The following is a 16456-nucleotide window of genomic DNA, read 5'->3' on the forward strand; positions in this document are numbered from 1 at the left end:
CGGGAAACCTAGATCTGGGCCGGGGCGAGGGCGGGTGGATGCTCTGCGCCGGGCTCGAAATGCGGGATCGCGGCAAGAAGTTCGCGCGTGTAGTCGGATTGCGGGTTGGTGAAGAGGGACTGGCCGCTGCCTTCCTCCACCACCTTGCCGAGGCGGAGGACCACGACGCGTTCGCACATCATGCGGACGACGTTGAGGTCGTGGCTGACGAAAAGGAAGGCCATGCCGTCCTCTCGCCTGAGACGGTCGAGCAGGTTGAGGATGATGGCCTGGACGGAGACATCCAGCGCGGCGGTGGGTTCGTCCAGGACAAGAAGGCGGGGGCGGACCGCGATGGCACGGGCGATGCCGACCCGCGCCTTCTGGCCGCCGGAGAGCTGGTGGGGGAAGCGCGTCAGGAGTTCGGGTGGCAGGCCCGAGCGTTGAGCCGCTTCCGTGACGCGGGCGCGGAGGGTGGCGCCGTCCCGCAGGTTTTCGAGATTGCGGAGCGGGTGGGCGATACTGTCGAAGGCCGAGAAGCGCGGATTCAGGCTGTCATTCGGGTCCTGGAAGACGATCTGGATTTCGCGGCGCTGCGGGGCGCGGTGGAAGTCACGGGCGGGGATGCTGCCGATGGACTCGCCGTTGAAGACCACGTCACCCGAGGTCTTGTCGATCAGACGGCAGATCAGGCGGGAGAGGGTGGACTTGCCACTGCCGGATTCGCCGACGAGGCCGAGGCTGCCGCCGGGAGGGATAGCGAAGGAGACGTCGTCCACGGCGCGCGTCGGGGCGCCGTAATCCTTCACGAGGCGCTGGACTTCGAGCAGCGGCGGCGTGCCGGGTTCAGCGGGGGGGCGGGGCTTGGCGGCGACAGGGGGAAGGGTTTCGCCGGCCTCGGCGGCGGCGCGGGCCAGGTCCTCCACGGTGGAATGCGGGGTGGGGGAAGCGGCGATGAGGCGGCGCGTGTAGGGGTGCCGGGGCGCGCGGAAGAGGATTTGCGTGGCACCGGATTCGACGATGCGGCCGCGCTCCATCACAACAATGTCCCGGCAATACTGTGCAGCGAGGCCAAGGTCGTGGGTGATGAGGATGGTCGCCATGCCGCGTTCCGCCGTGATGCGGGCGAGGAGGTCCATCACCGTCTTCTGTGTGGTGACGTCGAGGCCGGTGGTCGGCTCGTCAGCGATCAGGAGGTCCGGTTCGCAGGCGATGGCCATGGCGATCATGATGCGCTGGCACATGCCGCCGGAAAGTTCGTGCGGATAGGCGTCGAGGCGGGCCTCAGGATCGCGGATCAGGACGGATTTCAGGAGGTCCAGCGCCTGGGCGCGGGCCTGTTTCGCGGAGACATCGCGATGGGCGCGGACGGCGTCGGCGATCTGCTGGCCGACGCTGCGGATGGGGTTCAGCGCCGCTCGGGGGTTCTGGAAGATCATGGACATGGCGGCGCCGCGCAGGGCGCGAAGATCGCGTTCGGGGACGCGCGTCACGTCCTGGCCGCGGAAGAGAATCCGGCCGCCGGTGATCTTGCCCGCGCGGTCGAGCAGGCGGGTGATGGCATAGGCGGTGACGGATTTGCCGGAACCGGATTCGCCGACTAGGCCGAGGGTCTGGCCCTTTTCCAGGCTGAGGGAGACGCCGTGCAGGGCCTCCACCACCCCGGCGCGGGTGGAGAAGGCGACCTTGAGGTCTTCGATCTGGAGAAGCGGGATCATGTGCGCATCCTCGGATCAAGGATGTCGCGGAGGCCGTCACCCATCAGGTTGAAGCAGAGCACGGTGAGCATCAGGGCGAGGCCGGGGAAGGCGACGAGCCACCACTGGCCGGCGGTGATGAAGCGCGCGCCTTCCGCGACCATGATGCCCCATTCGGGTGTGGGGGCAGTGACGCCGAGGCCGATGAAGGAGAGGCCGGCCGCGTTGAGAATGGCCCAGCCTAGATTCAGTGAGATCTGCACGGCCATGGCGGGAAGGACATTCGGGAGGAGGAAGCGCATGACGACGGCGAGGTGGCCTTCGCCGCCGGCGCGGGCGGCTTCCACCCAGCCGGCGTCACGGCGGATGTTCACCTCCGCGCGGGCGAAGCGGATGTAGAAGGGAAGATTTATGACGGCCGTGGCGATGACGATGTTCTCCACGCGGTTGCCCAGGGCCGCGACCATGGCCATGGCGAGGACGAAGAGCGGGAAGGCCATCAGCACATCCACGATGCGGCCGACCACGCGATCGAGCGTGCCGCCCCTGTAGCCGCAGAAGGCGCCGATGATCGCGCCGATGGCAAAGGAGATGCCAACGGCGCTGGCGGCGATGGCGAGGTCCAGGCGCGTCGCCATGATGAGACGGGAGAGGATGTCGCGGCCGAGCTGATCGGTGCCAAAGGGATGCGCGGCGCTGGGGGGCCTGAGGGAGATGGCGACGTCGGAGGCGATCGGGTCGTAGGGCGCGATCCAGGGGGCGAAGATCGCGATCAGCAGGAGCAGCGCGATGCCGGTTATCGCGATGGCGGTGACGATGTTGCCGCGAAGGATCCAGCCGGCATGGCGGAGGGTGGCACTCATTCGATGGACACCCGGGGATCGGCGAGGCCGTAGAGAAGGTCCACGATCAGGTTCACCACCACGAAAATGAGGGCCATGAGCAGGACGAAGCCCTGGACCGGGGCGTAATCCGAGGCGACGAGGGCATCCAGCGTGTAGGAGGCAACGCCGGGCCAGGAGAAAACTTTCTCCACCAGCACATTGGCGCCGAGCATGGTGGAGAAGACGATTCCGGCGATGGTAAGGACGGGAAGAAGCGCGTTCCGGAGCGCGTAGACCACGGTGACGCGCGCCCCCGGCAGGCCGACGGAGCGGGCGGTGCGGATGAAGTCGCTGCCGAGGACGGAGAGCATGGAGGCGCGGGTCATGCGCGCGAGCGGCGCGAGGACGAAAAGCGCCATGGTGCAGGCGGGCAGGATGATCTGGGAGAAGGCGGCCCACCAGCCTTCCCAGTCGCCGGTGATCGCGAAATCGACCAGGAGGAAGCCTGTGATTTCGGGTGGCGAGGCGGCGAAGATGTCGATCCGGCCCGTCGGGTCCGGCGCCCAGCCTAACATGTAGTAGAACACATAGATCAGCAGCAGGCCCGAGACGAAAGTGGGCATGCAGACGCCAAGCGTGCAGATGAAGCGCACGGCGTGGTCGAGGATGGAGCCGGGGCGCAGCGCCGCGACAATGCCCAGGGGCAGCGAGACGAGCAGCGCGATGAAAAGGGCGGTGAAGGTGAGTTCGAGCGAGGCAGGCAGGCGGCGGGCCATGTCCGTAACCACGGGCTGGCCGGTAGTCATGGATTTGCCGAGATTGCCGGTCGCGACATCGCGCAGATAGAGGGCGAGCTGGAGCGGGATGGGCTTGTCCAGGCCCATCTCGCGGCGGAGATCCTCGATTTCCTGCTGCCCGGCGCTGGGGCCGGATGCGAAGAAGACGGCCGGATCGCCCGGCAGCACCCGCATCAGCAGAAAAGTGAGGACCACCACCCCGATCACGGCGGGAATGGAGGATATCAGCCGCCGCCCAATACGGCGGCTGATCGCGGCGAGGGCCTTCAAACCGTCAGGCCCGGCTGAGGTCGCGGAAGTCGATCTGGCGGTAGAACTGATAGGTGAAGCCTTCGATCTGCTTTCCCATCACCGCATCCATATTCGGCTGGTAGAGCATGACGAGCGGCATCTGGTCCGCGAGGATGGAGATCATCTCCTTGCATTCTGCCTCATAGGCGGCGGCGTCCTGCTCAAAGCGGGCCTTGTTGGCCAGCTCGACAATGCGGGGGTTGTTCCAGCTTGCGAAATTCCAGCGCTGGTCACGGGTAAAGTAGAGATAGAAGAAGTAGTAGGTGGCGGGCAGCCAGGCCGTGCCGGCATCGGTGTAGAAGGCGAGCTTCTTCTCCGACTGCATGGTGTTGAGCTGCGCATCCGTGACCTTCTGGATTTCCACCTTGATGCCGATCTTGCCCAGGGATTCCTGGACGAGGGCAGCGACCGGCTCGGCGATGGCGGCGGCGCCGAGGCTGAAGGTGAAGGTGGTGTTGAAGCCGTTCGGGAAGCCCGCTTCGGTCAGCAAGGCCTTGGCGCGCTCCAGATCGGTGCTCACCGGCATGGCCACGGGGAAGTCGGCGGTCGGCGGAGTGCCGGTCCAGTTGCCGCCAAAAAGGGGCCTGCCGCGGTTGAAGAGGGCGGCCTTGAACATGTCGTCATAGGGCAGCGCGGCGGCAATGGCCTGGCGAACCTTAACGTTATCGAAGGGCGCGATGGTCGTGTTGAAGGAGATGTGGGTGAAGCCATTGGTCTGCGGGAAGGACTGCACCTTCACGCGGCCGCGCTGCTCCAGCGAGGTGATGTCGCTGGCCTGGAGGTCGATGGAGACATCGGCATCGCCGCGCTCGATCAGGTTGGCGCGGGTCGCGGCCTCGGGCACGGTCTGGCAGATGACGCGGCGGAAGAAGGGCAGCTTGCCTTCGGCGCCGCCCTTCCAACTGTCATTGCGGCGGAGAATGACCTGCTCGCCAGGGCGGAAGGTCTCGACCATATAGGCGCCAGAGCCGGCGGAATTGTTCTGGAGCCACTTCTGCGCCCAGGGATCGTCGGGCGTCGCGTTCTTCTTCGCGAGAGTCGAGTTGATCATGATTGCATAGGGCACGGCGAGATTCGCCAGCGCGAGACGGTCGGGCTTCTCGAGATGGACCTCGATCACGCCGGGGCCGGCGATCCTGAACTGGTCGGGGCTGGTGAGGGAGCCGGTCTGGAACTGAGGGGCCGCGAGGGACTTGGCGGAGACATGGCGATCGAGGGACCACTTCACGTCTTCCGCCGTGACGGGCGTGCCGTCATGCCATTTGGCGTCCCGGCGCAGATGGAGGGTGATCTTGAGCCCGTCGGGGCTGGTTTCGAAGCGCTCGGCCAGTTCGCCGCGGATGGCATTGTGGTCGAAGAACCATTTGCCATCGACCTGCTTGCGGCTGAAGGCGACCAGCCGGTCATAGACATTCATCGACAGTCCGAAAGACTCGCGCGAGGAGCCGGGCATGGTCGGGTCGAGCGTGTTGATCGTGCCGCCGGTAACCTGGCGCAGCGTTTCGGCGCGGGACTGGGCTTGCGCGCTGCCCAGCGGAAGGGACGCAACCAAGCCGGCGGCAAGGCTGCCGCCGAGATACTGACGACGATCAATCTTCATGCGCGCCACGCGGCTCCCTGGTCTGGGTTCCGTGTGAAGGCAGCGTCCCTGTGGCGGCCTCTTGGTGGGCCGGGCGTGACTAAACCATCCGAAGCGGGGCGAGGGCAAGGCGGAGCTTGGGCGCATCATCCCGGCGCGGGGGCGCGCGTTGTCTTCCGTGGCGGGTCCCGGTTGGTGCTGCGGGACGGTCGCGCCGGAGTTGAACGGAGAAGGGCATGTTCGACTGGATCACGGGTATGGTGGAGCGGACCGGCTATTTCGGCATCGCATTGCTGATGCTGGCGGAGAATCTGTTCCCGCCTATCCCGTCCGAGCTGATCATGCCGCTGGCGGGGTTCACGGCGGCGCGGGGCGATCTGCATCTTGGGCTGGTGGTGCTGGCGGGCACGGTGGGAACGGTGCTCGGCGCGCTGGTCTGGTACGGGATCGCGCGCCGGGTGGGGCAGGACCGGCTGCGGCGCTGGACGGAGGCGCATGGACGGTGGATCACCCTTTCGCCGGATGATGTGGACCGGGCCTCGGCGTGGTTCGAACGGCATGGGCGCTGGGCAGTACTGTTCGGGCATTTCGTGCCGGCGGTCCGCACCCTGGTTTCGATCCCGGCGGGAATCGCGGCGATGCCGCTTCTGCCCTTTCTTGCCTTCACCACGCTCGGGACGGCGCTGTGGTCAGGGGCACTGGCGGGGGTGGGCTATCTGCTGGAGGAGCAGCACGGACGCGTGGCGGCCTATGTGAATCCCGTATCCAACCTGGTGATGGGCGCGGTCGTGCTTCTCTACCTCTACCGCGTCGTGACCTTCCGCGCGGAGCGGCGCTGAGGGCGAATCCGGGATTCGGCCGTGGCGTGACGGGCGGCTTCCGGCTGGTCCTTCCGGAAGCGGGTTCACGCTTTCGCGCGATCCCGCCCCGCCGCGATCCGCTCTATCCTTCGCGGCAGGGAGAATGAATGCCATGCACGCTTTCACACCGGGCCGTCGCGCGTTTCTGCTCGGGGCCGCCGCGCTACCCTTCATGGCGCGGGAGGCGGCCGCGGCGGAGGTTCGGGTCATGACTTCCGGCGGGCTGACCGCGGCCTATCGCGCGCTGATCCCGGCCTATGAGAAGGCTTCGGGGAACACGCTGCATACGGAGCAGGGCGCTTCCATGGGCGCGGCGCCGGACGCCATTCCGCAGCGCCTGGCGCGCGGGGAGCCGGCGGATGTGCTGCTGCTGGCGGCGGATGGGCTGGAGGCGCTGGTGGCGCGCGGCCTGGCGCAGCCGGGCAGCCGGGTGGATATCGCGCGGTCGCTGATCGGCATGGCCGTGCGGTCGGGGGAGCCGAAGCCCGATATCTCGACCGTGGATTCCTTCCGACAGGCATTGCTGGCAGCGAAGTCCATCGCCTATTCGGCCAGCGCGAGCGGCGTGTACATCGAGAACGAGATGTTCAGGCGCCTGGGTATCCATGAGCAGGTGATGCCGAAGGCCCGCCGTATCTACAGCGAGCGCGTGGGCAGCGTGGTGGCGCGCGGCGAGGCGGAGATCGGCTTCCAGCAGGTAAGCGAGTTGCTGCCGATCCAGGGGATCGACTTTGTCGGCACTATTCCCGAGGGTATGCAGAAGGCGACGATCTTCTGCGCGGGGCTGGCGACGGGGGCGCGGGAGCCGGAGGCCGGACGTGCGCTGATCCGCTTCCTTGCCTCGGCGGAGGCGGCACCGGTGCTCAGGCGCACGGGGCTGGAACCGATCGCGGGGGGCTGAGAACCCCTCATTCCTCCCACTCAGGCGCGGGGCGAGGGGGCCGCTGGAGTTCCAGGCGGCGCTTGAGCAGGGTGACCTGGCGGCGCAGGTCGTCGTTTTCGCGCTGGCATTGGCGCAGGCGGGACTGGGCGGCGTCCAGCAGGTCCGGCGGGGGAATGACATCCCGCGGGGCCTCCCGCGCGGGCGTCAGCAGGTCCTGCCAGGTAAGGCCGAGGCGCTTCATGAGTCGGTGCGCGGCCAGGGCGGCCGAAGCGCGCTCACCGGCGAAGTCCGAGCCGAGGAGGGCGAGGACCCGTGCCAGTTTCGCGGCGTCGCAGGCTTTCACGGCGTCCTTCCCCATTCCTCTCATGCCCCCTGTTCCCGTGAGAAGGGGTGACGCGCTCGGGGCGGGGGCGGTTGCCTGGAAGGGACGGCCGGCCGGGAATCTCCCCGGCGCGGAGGCTGTCGGGCGGGCCGGGTTAGCGGGCCGGGTCGTATTTCGCGCAGAAGGTCTCGGCGCCCAGGGTGCGGAAGTCCTGTAGCGCTTCCCGCAGCCGCTCATCCGGCCAGTTCCACCAGGCGATACGGTGCAGGGCCGCGATGATCTCGGGCGCGAAGCGGGGGCGCAGCACGCGGCCGGGCACGCCGACCACGATGGCGAAATCCGGCACGTTCTTCGAGACGACCGCCCCGGCCCCGATCGCGGCGCCCGTGCCAATCGAGATGCCGGGCAGGATCACCGCCCCATGCCCGACCCAGACATCGGGGCCGAGAGTGACCCGGTGCTGCCGGCGCCAGTCGAAGAAGGCGGTGTCGTCATCCCCGAGGCCATAGGCGGAGGAGCGGTAGGTGAAGTGGTTCAGCGCCACACGGTCGAGCGGGTGGTTGCCGGGATTGATGCGCACCTGGGCCGCGATCGAGCAGAAGGGGCCGATCTCCGCGTAGATGATGTCGCTGTCATTGGCGACATAGGCGTAGTCGCCGAAGCGGCTCTCGGCGACGCGGGTGCGCTCGCCCACCTCGCACCAGCGGCCGAAGCTGCTGTCGCGGACACGCGCGGTGGGGTGGATCGAGGGGGCATGGCCGAGGGTTTTGCCGGCGCTGTCGGCATCTGCGGTGCGGGAAGAAGAGTCGGGAAGGTTGCTCACGGGAAGGTCCGCCAGGGAAAGCGGGAGGATCGGATACGTCCGGATGAATTTCCTGTCTGCTCCCGTGAAGCTTCCGAGAAGGATCGATGACGTAGCCCAGCCAGGGGCGGCGTCACGGGCCGCGCCGTGGCGCCGCCCGTGTGCCGGTGCGGGTGCGGAGCAGCGCTTCAGGCCGCGTTCAGGATGACCCGCTGGCCGAGTAGGCCGGCCTCGATATCGGCGAAGGGCAGCTCCGCGACCGGGCAGTTGCGCGTGGCGGCCAGGGCGGCGGCGAGGCCGGCGGCCTGACCGGTCGCCATGGCCTGGGGCATAATCCGCAGGGCGCCGAAGGCCGTGTGGGTGGCGGAGATGCCGCGGCCGGCGACCAGGGCGTTGTCGAGGCTGACCGGGATCAGGGAGCCGAGCGGGATGGCGTAGTGGTGGTCGGGGCCGCCCATGCGTTCCAGCCGCGTGGCCGTGCCGCGAGTTTCGTGGACATCGATGGGGAAGGCGCCGATCGCGATGGTGTCCTCGAAGCGGCGGCCGCTGCGCAGATCGGCCTCCGTCACCACCACGCGGCCGCGCACCCGGCGCGTCTCGCGGATGCCGACCTGGGTGGCGAAGCCGGTCAGGCGGCCCTTCTCAAAGCCTGGAACATTGGCGGCCATGAAAGTGGCTGCGGCGAGCGCCATGCGGCGCCCCTCCATCTCGGCGCGGGAGAGGGCGAAGGGATCGGTGCCGTCCACGGGAAAGCGCGTGACGTTGAACCAGGCCTCGGCGGTGCCGGGGACGGGAAAGCAACTGATAGCCAGGCGGCCGAGCGCGCCCTGCTCCACGCCGCAGCGGGCGATGGCCAGGCGTTCCTCGGCGCTCATGGCGTTGTAGGGGCCCAGATCGAGCGGGCCCATCTTGAAATAAGTGGAGCCGGGCTGGAGTTCCTCGCCTTCCTCAAGCGGCAGCATCTCGCAGCCGACGGCGTGCAGCACGTCGAGGTCGCCGGAGCTGTCGATGACGACTCGGGGGGTGATGGTGATCTCGCCGCCCTTGGTCAGGAAGCGCACGGCGGTGATGGTGCGGCCCTGCCGTTCCGCGCCGGAGGCCTGGGCGTGGAAGAGCGTCGTCACGCCGGCATCCTGCATCATGTCATCGAGCACGACCTTCAGGATCTCGGGGTCGAAGACGACGCGGTCGATCTTCAGGCCGGTGGAGAGAATGCCCCAATCGAAGCCCTCGGAGCCGCCGCGGGCGATGAGGCGGTCGATCATCTCCTGGCCCAGGCCGGCGATGATCTGCTCGCCCGCCTCGGTCTTCCAGCCCATCCACTGGTTGACGGCCGCCGCCGTCGCGGCGCCGCCGAGGAAGCTGATGCGCTCCACGAGCATGGTTTTCGCGCCGGCGCGCGCCGCGGCGACGGCGGCGCAGACGCCAGCCACGCCGCCGCCGGTGACGAGCACGTCGCAGCTCTGCGCGGGGAGCTTGGGTGAGAGGGTGTTGCCGTTGGTGCTCATGCGATCCTCATTCGTTGGCGGCGCCGGAAGCCCGCACGACGGGCGCCCAGCGGGCGATCTCTGACGCGACGAAGCCATCCAGTGTGGTGAAAGGCCTGGCATAGGTCAGCAGGCCGATGCTCTCGATGCGGGCACGTCCTGCCTCGCTCTCCAGAGCGGCCATGGTCTCGGCGGAGAGGCGCTCCAGCACGGCAGGCGGGGTTCCGGCGGGCAGGGCCAGGGCCTGCCAGGAGACGGCTTCGAAGCCGGGGAAGCCGAGTTCCGTCATGGTAGGCGTGTCGGGCAGCATGGCCATGCGCGCGGGAGTGGCGATGCCGAGCAGGCGGAGCTCACCGGACCGGATGAAGCCGATAGCCGAGGCAAGGTCGCAGAACATCATCGAGACGCGGCCGCCGATCAGGTCGGGCATGGCCGGCGCGGAGCCGCGATAGGGTACATGCACCATCTCCACGCCGATGGCGCTGGCGAACATGGCCGCCGAGAGGTGCTGGGGCGTGCCCGGGCCGGCGGAGGCATAGGTGTAGCGACCGCCGGTGCGCTTCGCGTCGGCGATCAGCGCCTGGATATCGGCCGGGCCGCTGCGTGGCACGACGAGCGCGAAAGGAGTCGTCGTGACCGTGGCCGCCAGCACAAAGTCGCGCACGGGATCGTAGCCGAGATTGCGGAAAAGAGCCGGCGCGACGGCGAGGGTGGTGGAGGTGGCGAGGAGGATAGTGTGGCCGTCGGCGGGCGCGCGCCTGGCGGCTATAGCGGCGACAGTGGTGCCGCCGCCCGTCAGGTTCTCGACGACAAGGGACTGGCCGAGGCGTGGGGCAAGCAGGTCGTTCAGCGCGCGGCCGAGCAGGTCCACGGCGCCGCCGGCGGAGTAGGGAACGATCAGCCGGACAGGCTGGGTGGGCCAGGCCGTGCGGGGCGGGGTCTGGGCGAGGGCCGCGGGGGCGGCGAGGGCAAGGCCAAGCCCGGCAAGGGCGCGGCGGGTGATGATGTAATCACCCATTGAGGGTGATCCCGCGGCGGCGTGCGATTCCGCCCATGCGCTCCATCTCCTGGCGGAGGGTCGCCTCGCATTCCTCGGGCGTGGAGCCGACCACCTCGAAGCCGGCGGCCTCCAGCGCGGCCTTGGCGCGCGGTTCGGCGATGGCGATGCGGGCCTCGTCGGCGAGACGCCTGGCCTGGGCCTCCGGCAGGGAACGAGGGGCGAAGAGGGTGTTCCAGGCGTAGCTCTCGGCGTTGGGGAAGCCGGCCTCGGCCAAGGTGGGAATGTTGGGGATCTGCGGGTCGCGGCGCCCGGCGGCGAGGGCGAGGGCGTGGATCTTGCCCTCCTTCACCTCCGGCAGGACGGAGGGGGCACTGCCGAACATGGCGTCGATGCGGCCGCCGAGCATGTCCAGCTTCGCTGGTGGAAGACCGGCATAGGGGACATGGATCATTTCCAGCCCGTGCTTTTCCGCCAGTTCCTCCATCGCGAGCTGGGAGGCGGAGCCGATGCCGACGGAGCCGAAGGTGACCGCGCCCCGGTGCTGCTGCACATAGGTGATGAAGTCGGCGAGGTTGCGGGGCGGGATGCCGTCTCGCACGACCAGGAGCTGCGGCGCGCGGGTGAGCAGGGAAATGTAGCGGATGTCCTTCGCCGGATCGAAGGACAGGCGGGGATAGAGGGCGGTGGCGGTCGCCATTCCATTGGTGCAGATGCCGATTGTGTGGCCGTCTGTGGCCGCGGCGACAGCCGCGTAGCCGATGGTGCCGTTGGCGCCCGTGCGGTTCTCGACGACGCAGGGCTGGCCGAGGGCGGTGCGGTAGTGTTCCGCGACCACGCGGCCGGTGACATCCGGCGTGGAGCCGGCCGCGAAGGGGACGATCATCCGCAACGGGCGGTCCGGCCACTCCGTGGCGCGGGCAGGCGTGCCGGTGAGGGCTGGCACCAAGCCCAGCGCCGCGCCGAGCAGGGGCCGGCGACCCAGCATGGCGGGTGAGGACGGGCCACGGGGCCCCGATCGGTAACGCATCTGCTTCCTCCTGCGTGCCTTGTCCCGGCTGAGCCGGTTGGCGCGTCAGTTAACATGTTAACTCGTGGGGTAAGAGTTAACATGTTATCATCGGGTGATCCAGCGGATTTGGAGGCGAGAGCGTGGCGTCACTGGAGGGGTATCCGGCAAAGGCCATCTCGGTGCGGCTGCTGCGGGCGCGGGAGGCGGTGATGGCGCATGTGCGGCCGCTGCTGCGGCGGCACGGCTTCACCGAGCAGCAATACCGGGTGATGCGCACGCTGCAGAACGAGGCGCCGCTGGACAATGCGACCATCGCGATGCGGGCGACGCTGCTGCCGCCTTCCGTGACGCGCATCCTGGCGGATCTTCAGGCCCGGGGCCTGGTGGAGGATCTGCGGGACAATGGGCGCTGGGTGCGCGCGCAGCTCACGCCGCGCGGGCGGGCCGCGGTGGAGGCCGCCGCGGCCGAGGTGGATGAGGTGGGAGCCATGTTGACGGCCCGGCTGGGGGCGGAGCGGATGCGCGAGCTGGAGCGGATGCTGGAGGAGGTGGAGGCCTGCTTGCCCGGGCCGGGTGGGGAGTGAGTGGGCGTTGCCCGGGCGCTATTCCGCCCGGATGCCAGCCCGCTGCACGACCTGTTTCCACCGCGCGATCTCGCGGGCCTGGAAGTCGGCGAAGGAGGAGGATCCGCTCGCGACGACGGTGAGGCCGGCGCGGCGGAGGTTTTGCACGACCTCGGGCTCGCGCAGGGCGGTGACGACGGCGCCGTGCACGCGCTGAAGGAGGGGCTTCGGCATGGCGGCGGGGCCGGCAATGCCCTGCCAGGAGGTGGCGACGAAGTCCGGCAGGCCGGCCTCCGCGGCGGTGGGAACATTGGGCAGGAGCGGGTCGCGTTCCGCCGAGGTGACGATGATCGGACGGAGGCGCCCATCGGCGATCTGGCCCGCGACGACGCCGAGGTCGAGAAAGGCGAGTTGCACCGTGCCGGCCAGGAGGTCTGTCACCGCTGCGCCGCCGCCCGCATAGGGGATATGGGCCGGGTCGGTGTCCGTCTTCTGTTTGAAGAGCTCCATCGTCAGGTGGTGGGAGGAGCCGATTCCGCTGGTGGCATAGGCGGTGCGGCCGCGCTCGCGCTTCAGCCAGGCGATCACGCCGGCGAGGTCGGCGGCCTCGGTCGCCTGCGGGTTCACGACGAGCACGTTGGGCGAGGTGACGGCGAGGGTGATGGGCGTGAAATCGCGCTGCGGGTCGTAGCCGAGGTTAGGGCGCAGCGCCGGGTTGATGGCGAAAACGCCGATGGCGCCAACCAGGATGGTGTAGCCGTCCGGCGCGCTGCGGGCGAGTTGGCGGGAGGCGATCTCGCCATTGCCGCCGGGGCGGTTCTCCGCGACCACCGGGCGGCCGATGGCGGGCTGCATGCGCTGGGCGATCGAGCGAGCCACGAGGTCGGAGGCGCCGCCGGGGCCATAGGGAACGAGGATGGTGACGGGGCGGCTGGGCCAGCCGGTCTCCTGCGCCAGGCCCGGGCGCGGCAGCAGGGCTGCGGCTGCAATGCTGCGGATCAGAATGTCTCGGCGAAGCATGGCGTTCCTCCTGTTGTTTTCGTCCCGATGTGGCGGTGCCGCTTGGCGGCTTACAGGCTGGCGGAGAGCCGGCCGGCTGCCTCCTGCAACCGCGGCAGCACGTCACGCTGCATATCGGCCAGGCTGCGGCGGCTTGGCTGGGTGCTGACGCTGATGGCGGCGACCATCGCGCCTGAAAGATCGCGGACCGGCACGGCCATGGAGAGAAGGCCCGGCTCCAACTCCTCGTCCGAGATTGCGTAGCCGGCTTCGCGTGCCACCCGCACGCGGGCGAGCGCCTCCTCGGGCGTGGTCGCGCTGCGCGGGGTCAGGGCGGGGCGTTTCATCGCTTCCAGCCTTGCAGCGGCCTCCTCATCTGGCAGGCCGGCCAGCAGGATGCGACCGGTGGCGGAGCAGGAGGCGGGCAGGCGGGAGCCAACAGCGAGGCTGATCGAGACCATGCGGCGGGGAGGCTCGGCGCGTGCGACGAAGACCACCTCGGGCCCATCCAGTATGGCGAGGGACACGGCTTCGCCGATGGCGGCCTGTACGGATTCCAGAAGCGGTTGCGCGAGGCGCGGCAGCGGGGTGGCGCTGAGGAAGGCGTAGCCCAGGCGCAGCATGCGCGGCTGCGGCGTGAAATGGCGGCCATCCTGCGCGACGTAACCGAGTTCCAGCAGAGTGAGCAGGCAGCGGCGCGCCGTCGGACGTGAGAGGCCGGTGCGGCGCGCGGCCTCGGCCAGGGTGAGACGAGGCGTGCTGTCCCCGAAGCATTCGAGAATGGCGAGGCCTTTGGCCAAGCCCGCCATGGCTTCCCGTCGTTCGGTTTCGGGCATCGCTTTGCGCAAGCCTCCCGCAGCCGCGCCTTGACCTTGGTCAGTGCGGGTTTCAGAATGTTCGATAATCAGTATGTGGTTCGTTATTCGAACAAACTCGGGCGGTCAAGCCTGGGCTGAACGGGAGGAACAAGCGCGTGACATCCTTGGCCCGCCGATCCGTGATGATGCTGCCCCTGGCAGCGTCTCTTCCCTTCGGAACGGCCCGGTCCGAGACGGACCGCTATCCCAACCGGCCCGTGCGGGTGATTGTGCCCTTTCCGGCCGGGGGCTCGAACGACATCTCGGCCCGGATCGCGGCGGATCAGCTGCGGGCCCTCTGGGGCCAGCCCTTCGTGGTGGAGAACTTGTCGGGCGCCGGCGGAAATGTCGGGGCGATGAACTTCGCGCGGTCGGAGCCGGACGGGTACACGCTGCTCGTCACGCCTGCGGGACCGCTTTCAATCAACCAGTTCCTGTTCCGGAACCTGGGCTACGACCCCGCGACCTTCGTGCCGGTGACGGTGCTGTGCGAGACGCCCAATGTCGCCATTGTTTCCGCCGCCAGTGGAATCAAGACGCTCGGGGAGCTGATCGCGCGGGCGAAGGAGAAGCCGGACTCCATGACCTACGCCTCCCAGGGCGTGGGCACGACCTCGCATCTGACGGGTGCGCTGTTCCAGGATCTGACGGGCACGAAGCTGGTGCATGTGCCCTATCGCGGTGAGGCGCCGGCCATAACGGACATTGTGGCAGGGCGCGTGGACATGATCTTCTCCAATGTCACCGGCGCGCTGGCGCAGTACCAGGCTGGGCGCGTGCGGATGCTGGCCGTGGCGGATACGGAGCGCGCGCCGGAGATACCCGAGGTACCGACTGCCACGGAGGCGGGCTTGCCGGGATTCCAGGCTACCGCCTGGTTTGCTGCGGTGGCGCCACCCGGCACGCCGGCACCCGTGGTGGCGCGCCTTTCCGAAGGGCTATCGCAGGTTCTGCGATCGCCGGATGTGCAGAAGCGCTACCGCGAACTGGGCGCCGCCACGGTGGGCGGCACGCCGGAGGAGACGGCCGCCTTCGTGGTGGCAGAACGCAAGCGCTGGGGCGATGTGGTGCGCCGCGCCAACGTCACTGTGGAATGAGCGGAGGGATTCTCAATGCCCGACCATAACCTGCCCGATCAGTTCCGTGATGCCGGACTTTCCTCTCCGCCGGAGGTGGGCTGGCCGGAGGGACTGACGCGCGTGCCCTATTGGGTGTTCCAGCGGCCGGATGTGGCGGCGTTGGAGCAGACGCGCGTGTTCCGGGGCGATACCTGGAACTATCTTTGCCTGGAGACGGAGATCGCGGAGCCCGGGGATTACCGCGCGACCACGCTGGGCGGCGTGCCGATCCTGGCGGTGCGCGACCATGACGGCGAGATCTACGCCTTCGAGAACCGCTGCGTGCATCGCGGCGCGCTGATCGCGCTGGAGGATTTCGGCAAGACGCGGGAATTCACTTGCGTCTATCACGCCTGGAGCTACGACCTTCAGGGCAATCTGAAGGGTGTGGCCTTCAAGGACGGGATCAACGGCCAGGGCGGCATGCCCGAATGCTTCCGCATGTCCGACCATTCGCCGCGCAAGCTGCGGACGGCGGTGGTGCATGGGCTGGTCTTCGCCTCGGCTTCCGACACCGTGCCGCCGATCGAGGAGTATCTGGGCGAGGAGATTCTGGACCGGATCGAGCGCGTGCTGGGTGGGCGTCAGATCGAGGTGATCGGGCGCTTCACGCAGGAGCTGCCGAACAACTGGAAGCTCTATGTGGAGAATGTGCGGGATAGCTATCATGCCTCGTTGCTGCACCTGTTCTTCACGACCTTCGAGTTGAACAAGCTGAACATGAAGGGCGGGCTGATCGTCAGCGAGTCCGGCGGAAACCATGTTTCCTACTCCGCCATCGACCGGGAGGCGGAGGCGAGGGCCAAGGCGGCGAATGAGTATGCGGCGCAGAATATCCGTTCGGAGAGTGATTACCGGCTGAAGGACCCGAGCGTGCTGGAGGGACAGGACGAGTTCGGGGATGGCGTGACGCTGCAGATCCTGTCGGTGTTCCCGGGCTTCGTGCTGCAGCAGATCCAGAACTCGCTGGCTGTGCGCCAGGTGGTGCCGCGCGGTGTGGACCGGACGGACCTGCACTGGACCTATATCGGCTTCAAGGACGACACGCCGGAGCTGCGGAAGATGCGGTTGAAGCAGGGCAACCTGATCGGACCGGCGGGTTATGTCTCCATGGAGGATGGCTGCGTGGGCGGCTTCGTGCAGCGCGGTGTTGTTGGCGCGTCCGACCGGCATGCTGTGCTGGAGATGGGCGGATCAGAGGCGAAGAGCACGAGGACGCGGGCGACGGAGGCCTCTGTGCGGGGCTTCTGGAAGGCGTATCGGGAGCATATGGGGCTTTGAGTGCCGTGCTGACGACCCGTTTCCAGATCACCGACATCATGGCGGTGCAGGCGCGTTATGCGCTCTGCATCGATAGCGACCGGTTGGAGGAATGGCCGGAGTTTTTCC

16 protein-coding genes are annotated in these 16456 nt (G+C 68.4%); 5 read left to right on the forward strand and 11 right to left on the reverse strand.

Annotated features, from left to right (window positions below):
* Positions 1 to 8 precede the first annotated feature (8 nt).
* From ACO1BU_RS03890 to ACO1BU_RS03905, 4 genes are read right to left on the reverse strand one after another with little or no spacing between them, the layout of a single operon-like run.
* Positions 9 to 1697, reverse strand: coding sequence for a dipeptide ABC transporter ATP-binding protein (locus ACO1BU_RS03890; RefSeq protein WP_424134579.1), 1689 nt, complete (start codon positions 1695 to 1697; stop codon positions 9 to 11).
* Positions 1694 to 2539 (reverse strand): ABC transporter permease, encoded by an 846-nt coding sequence (locus ACO1BU_RS03895; protein ID WP_424134580.1) that lies wholly within the window; start codon positions 2537 to 2539, stop codon positions 1694 to 1696. Before ACO1BU_RS03895 ends, ACO1BU_RS03890 begins: the two co-directional genes overlap by 4 nt.
* Positions 2536 to 3567: an ABC transporter permease gene (locus ACO1BU_RS03900; RefSeq protein ID WP_424134581.1), complete on the reverse strand. Its 1032-nt coding sequence runs from the start codon at positions 3565 to 3567 to the stop codon at positions 2536 to 2538. The genes ACO1BU_RS03895 and ACO1BU_RS03900 overlap by 4 nt, the downstream gene beginning before the upstream one ends.
* A gap of 4 nt (positions 3568 to 3571) precedes the next feature.
* Positions 3572 to 5188 (reverse strand): ABC transporter substrate-binding protein, encoded by a 1617-nt coding sequence (locus tag ACO1BU_RS03905; protein ID WP_424134582.1) that lies wholly within the window; start codon positions 5186 to 5188, stop codon positions 3572 to 3574.
* 215 nt (positions 5189 to 5403) lie between these two features.
* Between ACO1BU_RS03905 and ACO1BU_RS03910 the strand changes: the two genes are divergently transcribed.
* Both ACO1BU_RS03910 and ACO1BU_RS03915 read left to right on the forward strand, forming a co-directional pair.
* Entirely contained in the window at positions 5404 to 6006 is a 603-nt protein-coding gene (locus ACO1BU_RS03910; RefSeq protein WP_424134583.1) for a DedA family protein, read from the forward strand.
* A 133-nt stretch (positions 6007 to 6139) separates the two neighbouring features.
* A complete protein-coding gene (locus ACO1BU_RS03915) occupies positions 6140 to 6928 on the forward strand; it encodes a substrate-binding domain-containing protein (protein ID WP_424134584.1) in 789 nt (262 codons plus the stop codon).
* A gap of 7 nt (positions 6929 to 6935) precedes the next feature.
* On the opposite strand, the gene ACO1BU_RS03920 is transcribed toward ACO1BU_RS03915, so the two are convergent.
* The 5 genes from ACO1BU_RS03920 to ACO1BU_RS03940 all read right to left on the reverse strand — a co-directional run bounded on the left by ACO1BU_RS03920 (position 6936) and on the right by ACO1BU_RS03940 (position 11548).
* Complete coding sequence (locus ACO1BU_RS03920; RefSeq protein ID WP_424134585.1) at positions 6936 to 7277, reverse strand: hypothetical protein; 342 nt, start codon at positions 7275 to 7277, stop codon at positions 6936 to 6938.
* A gap of 109 nt (positions 7278 to 7386) precedes the next feature.
* Positions 7387 to 8055: an LbetaH domain-containing protein gene (locus ACO1BU_RS03925; RefSeq protein ID WP_424134586.1), complete on the reverse strand. Its 669-nt coding sequence runs from the start codon at positions 8053 to 8055 to the stop codon at positions 7387 to 7389.
* A gap of 167 nt (positions 8056 to 8222) precedes the next feature.
* Positions 8223 to 9542: an FAD-dependent oxidoreductase gene (locus tag ACO1BU_RS03930; RefSeq protein WP_424134587.1), complete on the reverse strand. Its 1320-nt coding sequence runs from the start codon at positions 9540 to 9542 to the stop codon at positions 8223 to 8225.
* 7 nt (positions 9543 to 9549) lie between these two features.
* On the reverse strand, positions 9550 to 10539 hold the full coding sequence (locus ACO1BU_RS03935; RefSeq protein ID WP_424134588.1) for a Bug family tripartite tricarboxylate transporter substrate binding protein: 990 nt from the start codon (positions 10537 to 10539) through the stop codon (positions 9550 to 9552).
* A complete protein-coding gene (locus tag ACO1BU_RS03940; RefSeq protein ID WP_424134589.1) occupies positions 10532 to 11548 on the reverse strand; it encodes a Bug family tripartite tricarboxylate transporter substrate binding protein in 1017 nt (338 codons plus the stop codon). The genes ACO1BU_RS03935 and ACO1BU_RS03940 overlap by 8 nt, the downstream gene beginning before the upstream one ends.
* Positions 11549 to 11670: 122 nt before the next feature.
* Here ACO1BU_RS03940 and ACO1BU_RS03945 point away from each other — a divergent pair, with 122 nt between their 5' ends.
* A complete protein-coding gene (locus tag ACO1BU_RS03945) occupies positions 11671 to 12114 on the forward strand; it encodes a MarR family transcriptional regulator (protein ID WP_424134590.1) in 444 nt (147 codons plus the stop codon).
* An 18-nt stretch (positions 12115 to 12132) separates the two neighbouring features.
* Here the strand turns inward: ACO1BU_RS03945 and ACO1BU_RS03950 are convergent, their stop codons facing one another.
* Together ACO1BU_RS03950 and ACO1BU_RS03955 are read right to left on the reverse strand one after the other, a co-directional pair.
* Entirely contained in the window at positions 12133 to 13113 is a 981-nt protein-coding gene (locus ACO1BU_RS03950) for a Bug family tripartite tricarboxylate transporter substrate binding protein (RefSeq protein ID WP_424134591.1), read from the reverse strand.
* 50 nt (positions 13114 to 13163) lie between these two features.
* Complete coding sequence (locus ACO1BU_RS03955) at positions 13164 to 13928, reverse strand: IclR family transcriptional regulator domain-containing protein (protein WP_424134592.1); 765 nt, start codon at positions 13926 to 13928, stop codon at positions 13164 to 13166.
* A 137-nt stretch (positions 13929 to 14065) separates the two neighbouring features.
* Here ACO1BU_RS03955 and ACO1BU_RS03960 point away from each other — a divergent pair, with 137 nt between their 5' ends.
* Together ACO1BU_RS03960 and ACO1BU_RS03965 are read left to right on the forward strand one after the other, a co-directional pair.
* A complete protein-coding gene (locus tag ACO1BU_RS03960; RefSeq protein ID WP_424134593.1) occupies positions 14066 to 15046 on the forward strand; it encodes a Bug family tripartite tricarboxylate transporter substrate binding protein in 981 nt (326 codons plus the stop codon).
* A gap of 15 nt (positions 15047 to 15061) precedes the next feature.
* Positions 15062 to 16348, forward strand: a complete 1287-nt coding sequence (locus ACO1BU_RS03965) for an aromatic ring-hydroxylating dioxygenase subunit alpha (RefSeq protein WP_424134594.1) — start codon at positions 15062 to 15064, stop codon at positions 16346 to 16348.
* The last annotated feature ends 108 nt before the right edge of the window (positions 16349 to 16456 follow it).

This window comes from Roseomonas chloroacetimidivorans, from assembly GCF_049629625.1.
GTDB lineage: Bacteria > Pseudomonadota > Alphaproteobacteria > Acetobacterales > Acetobacteraceae > Roseomonas > Roseomonas chloroacetimidivorans.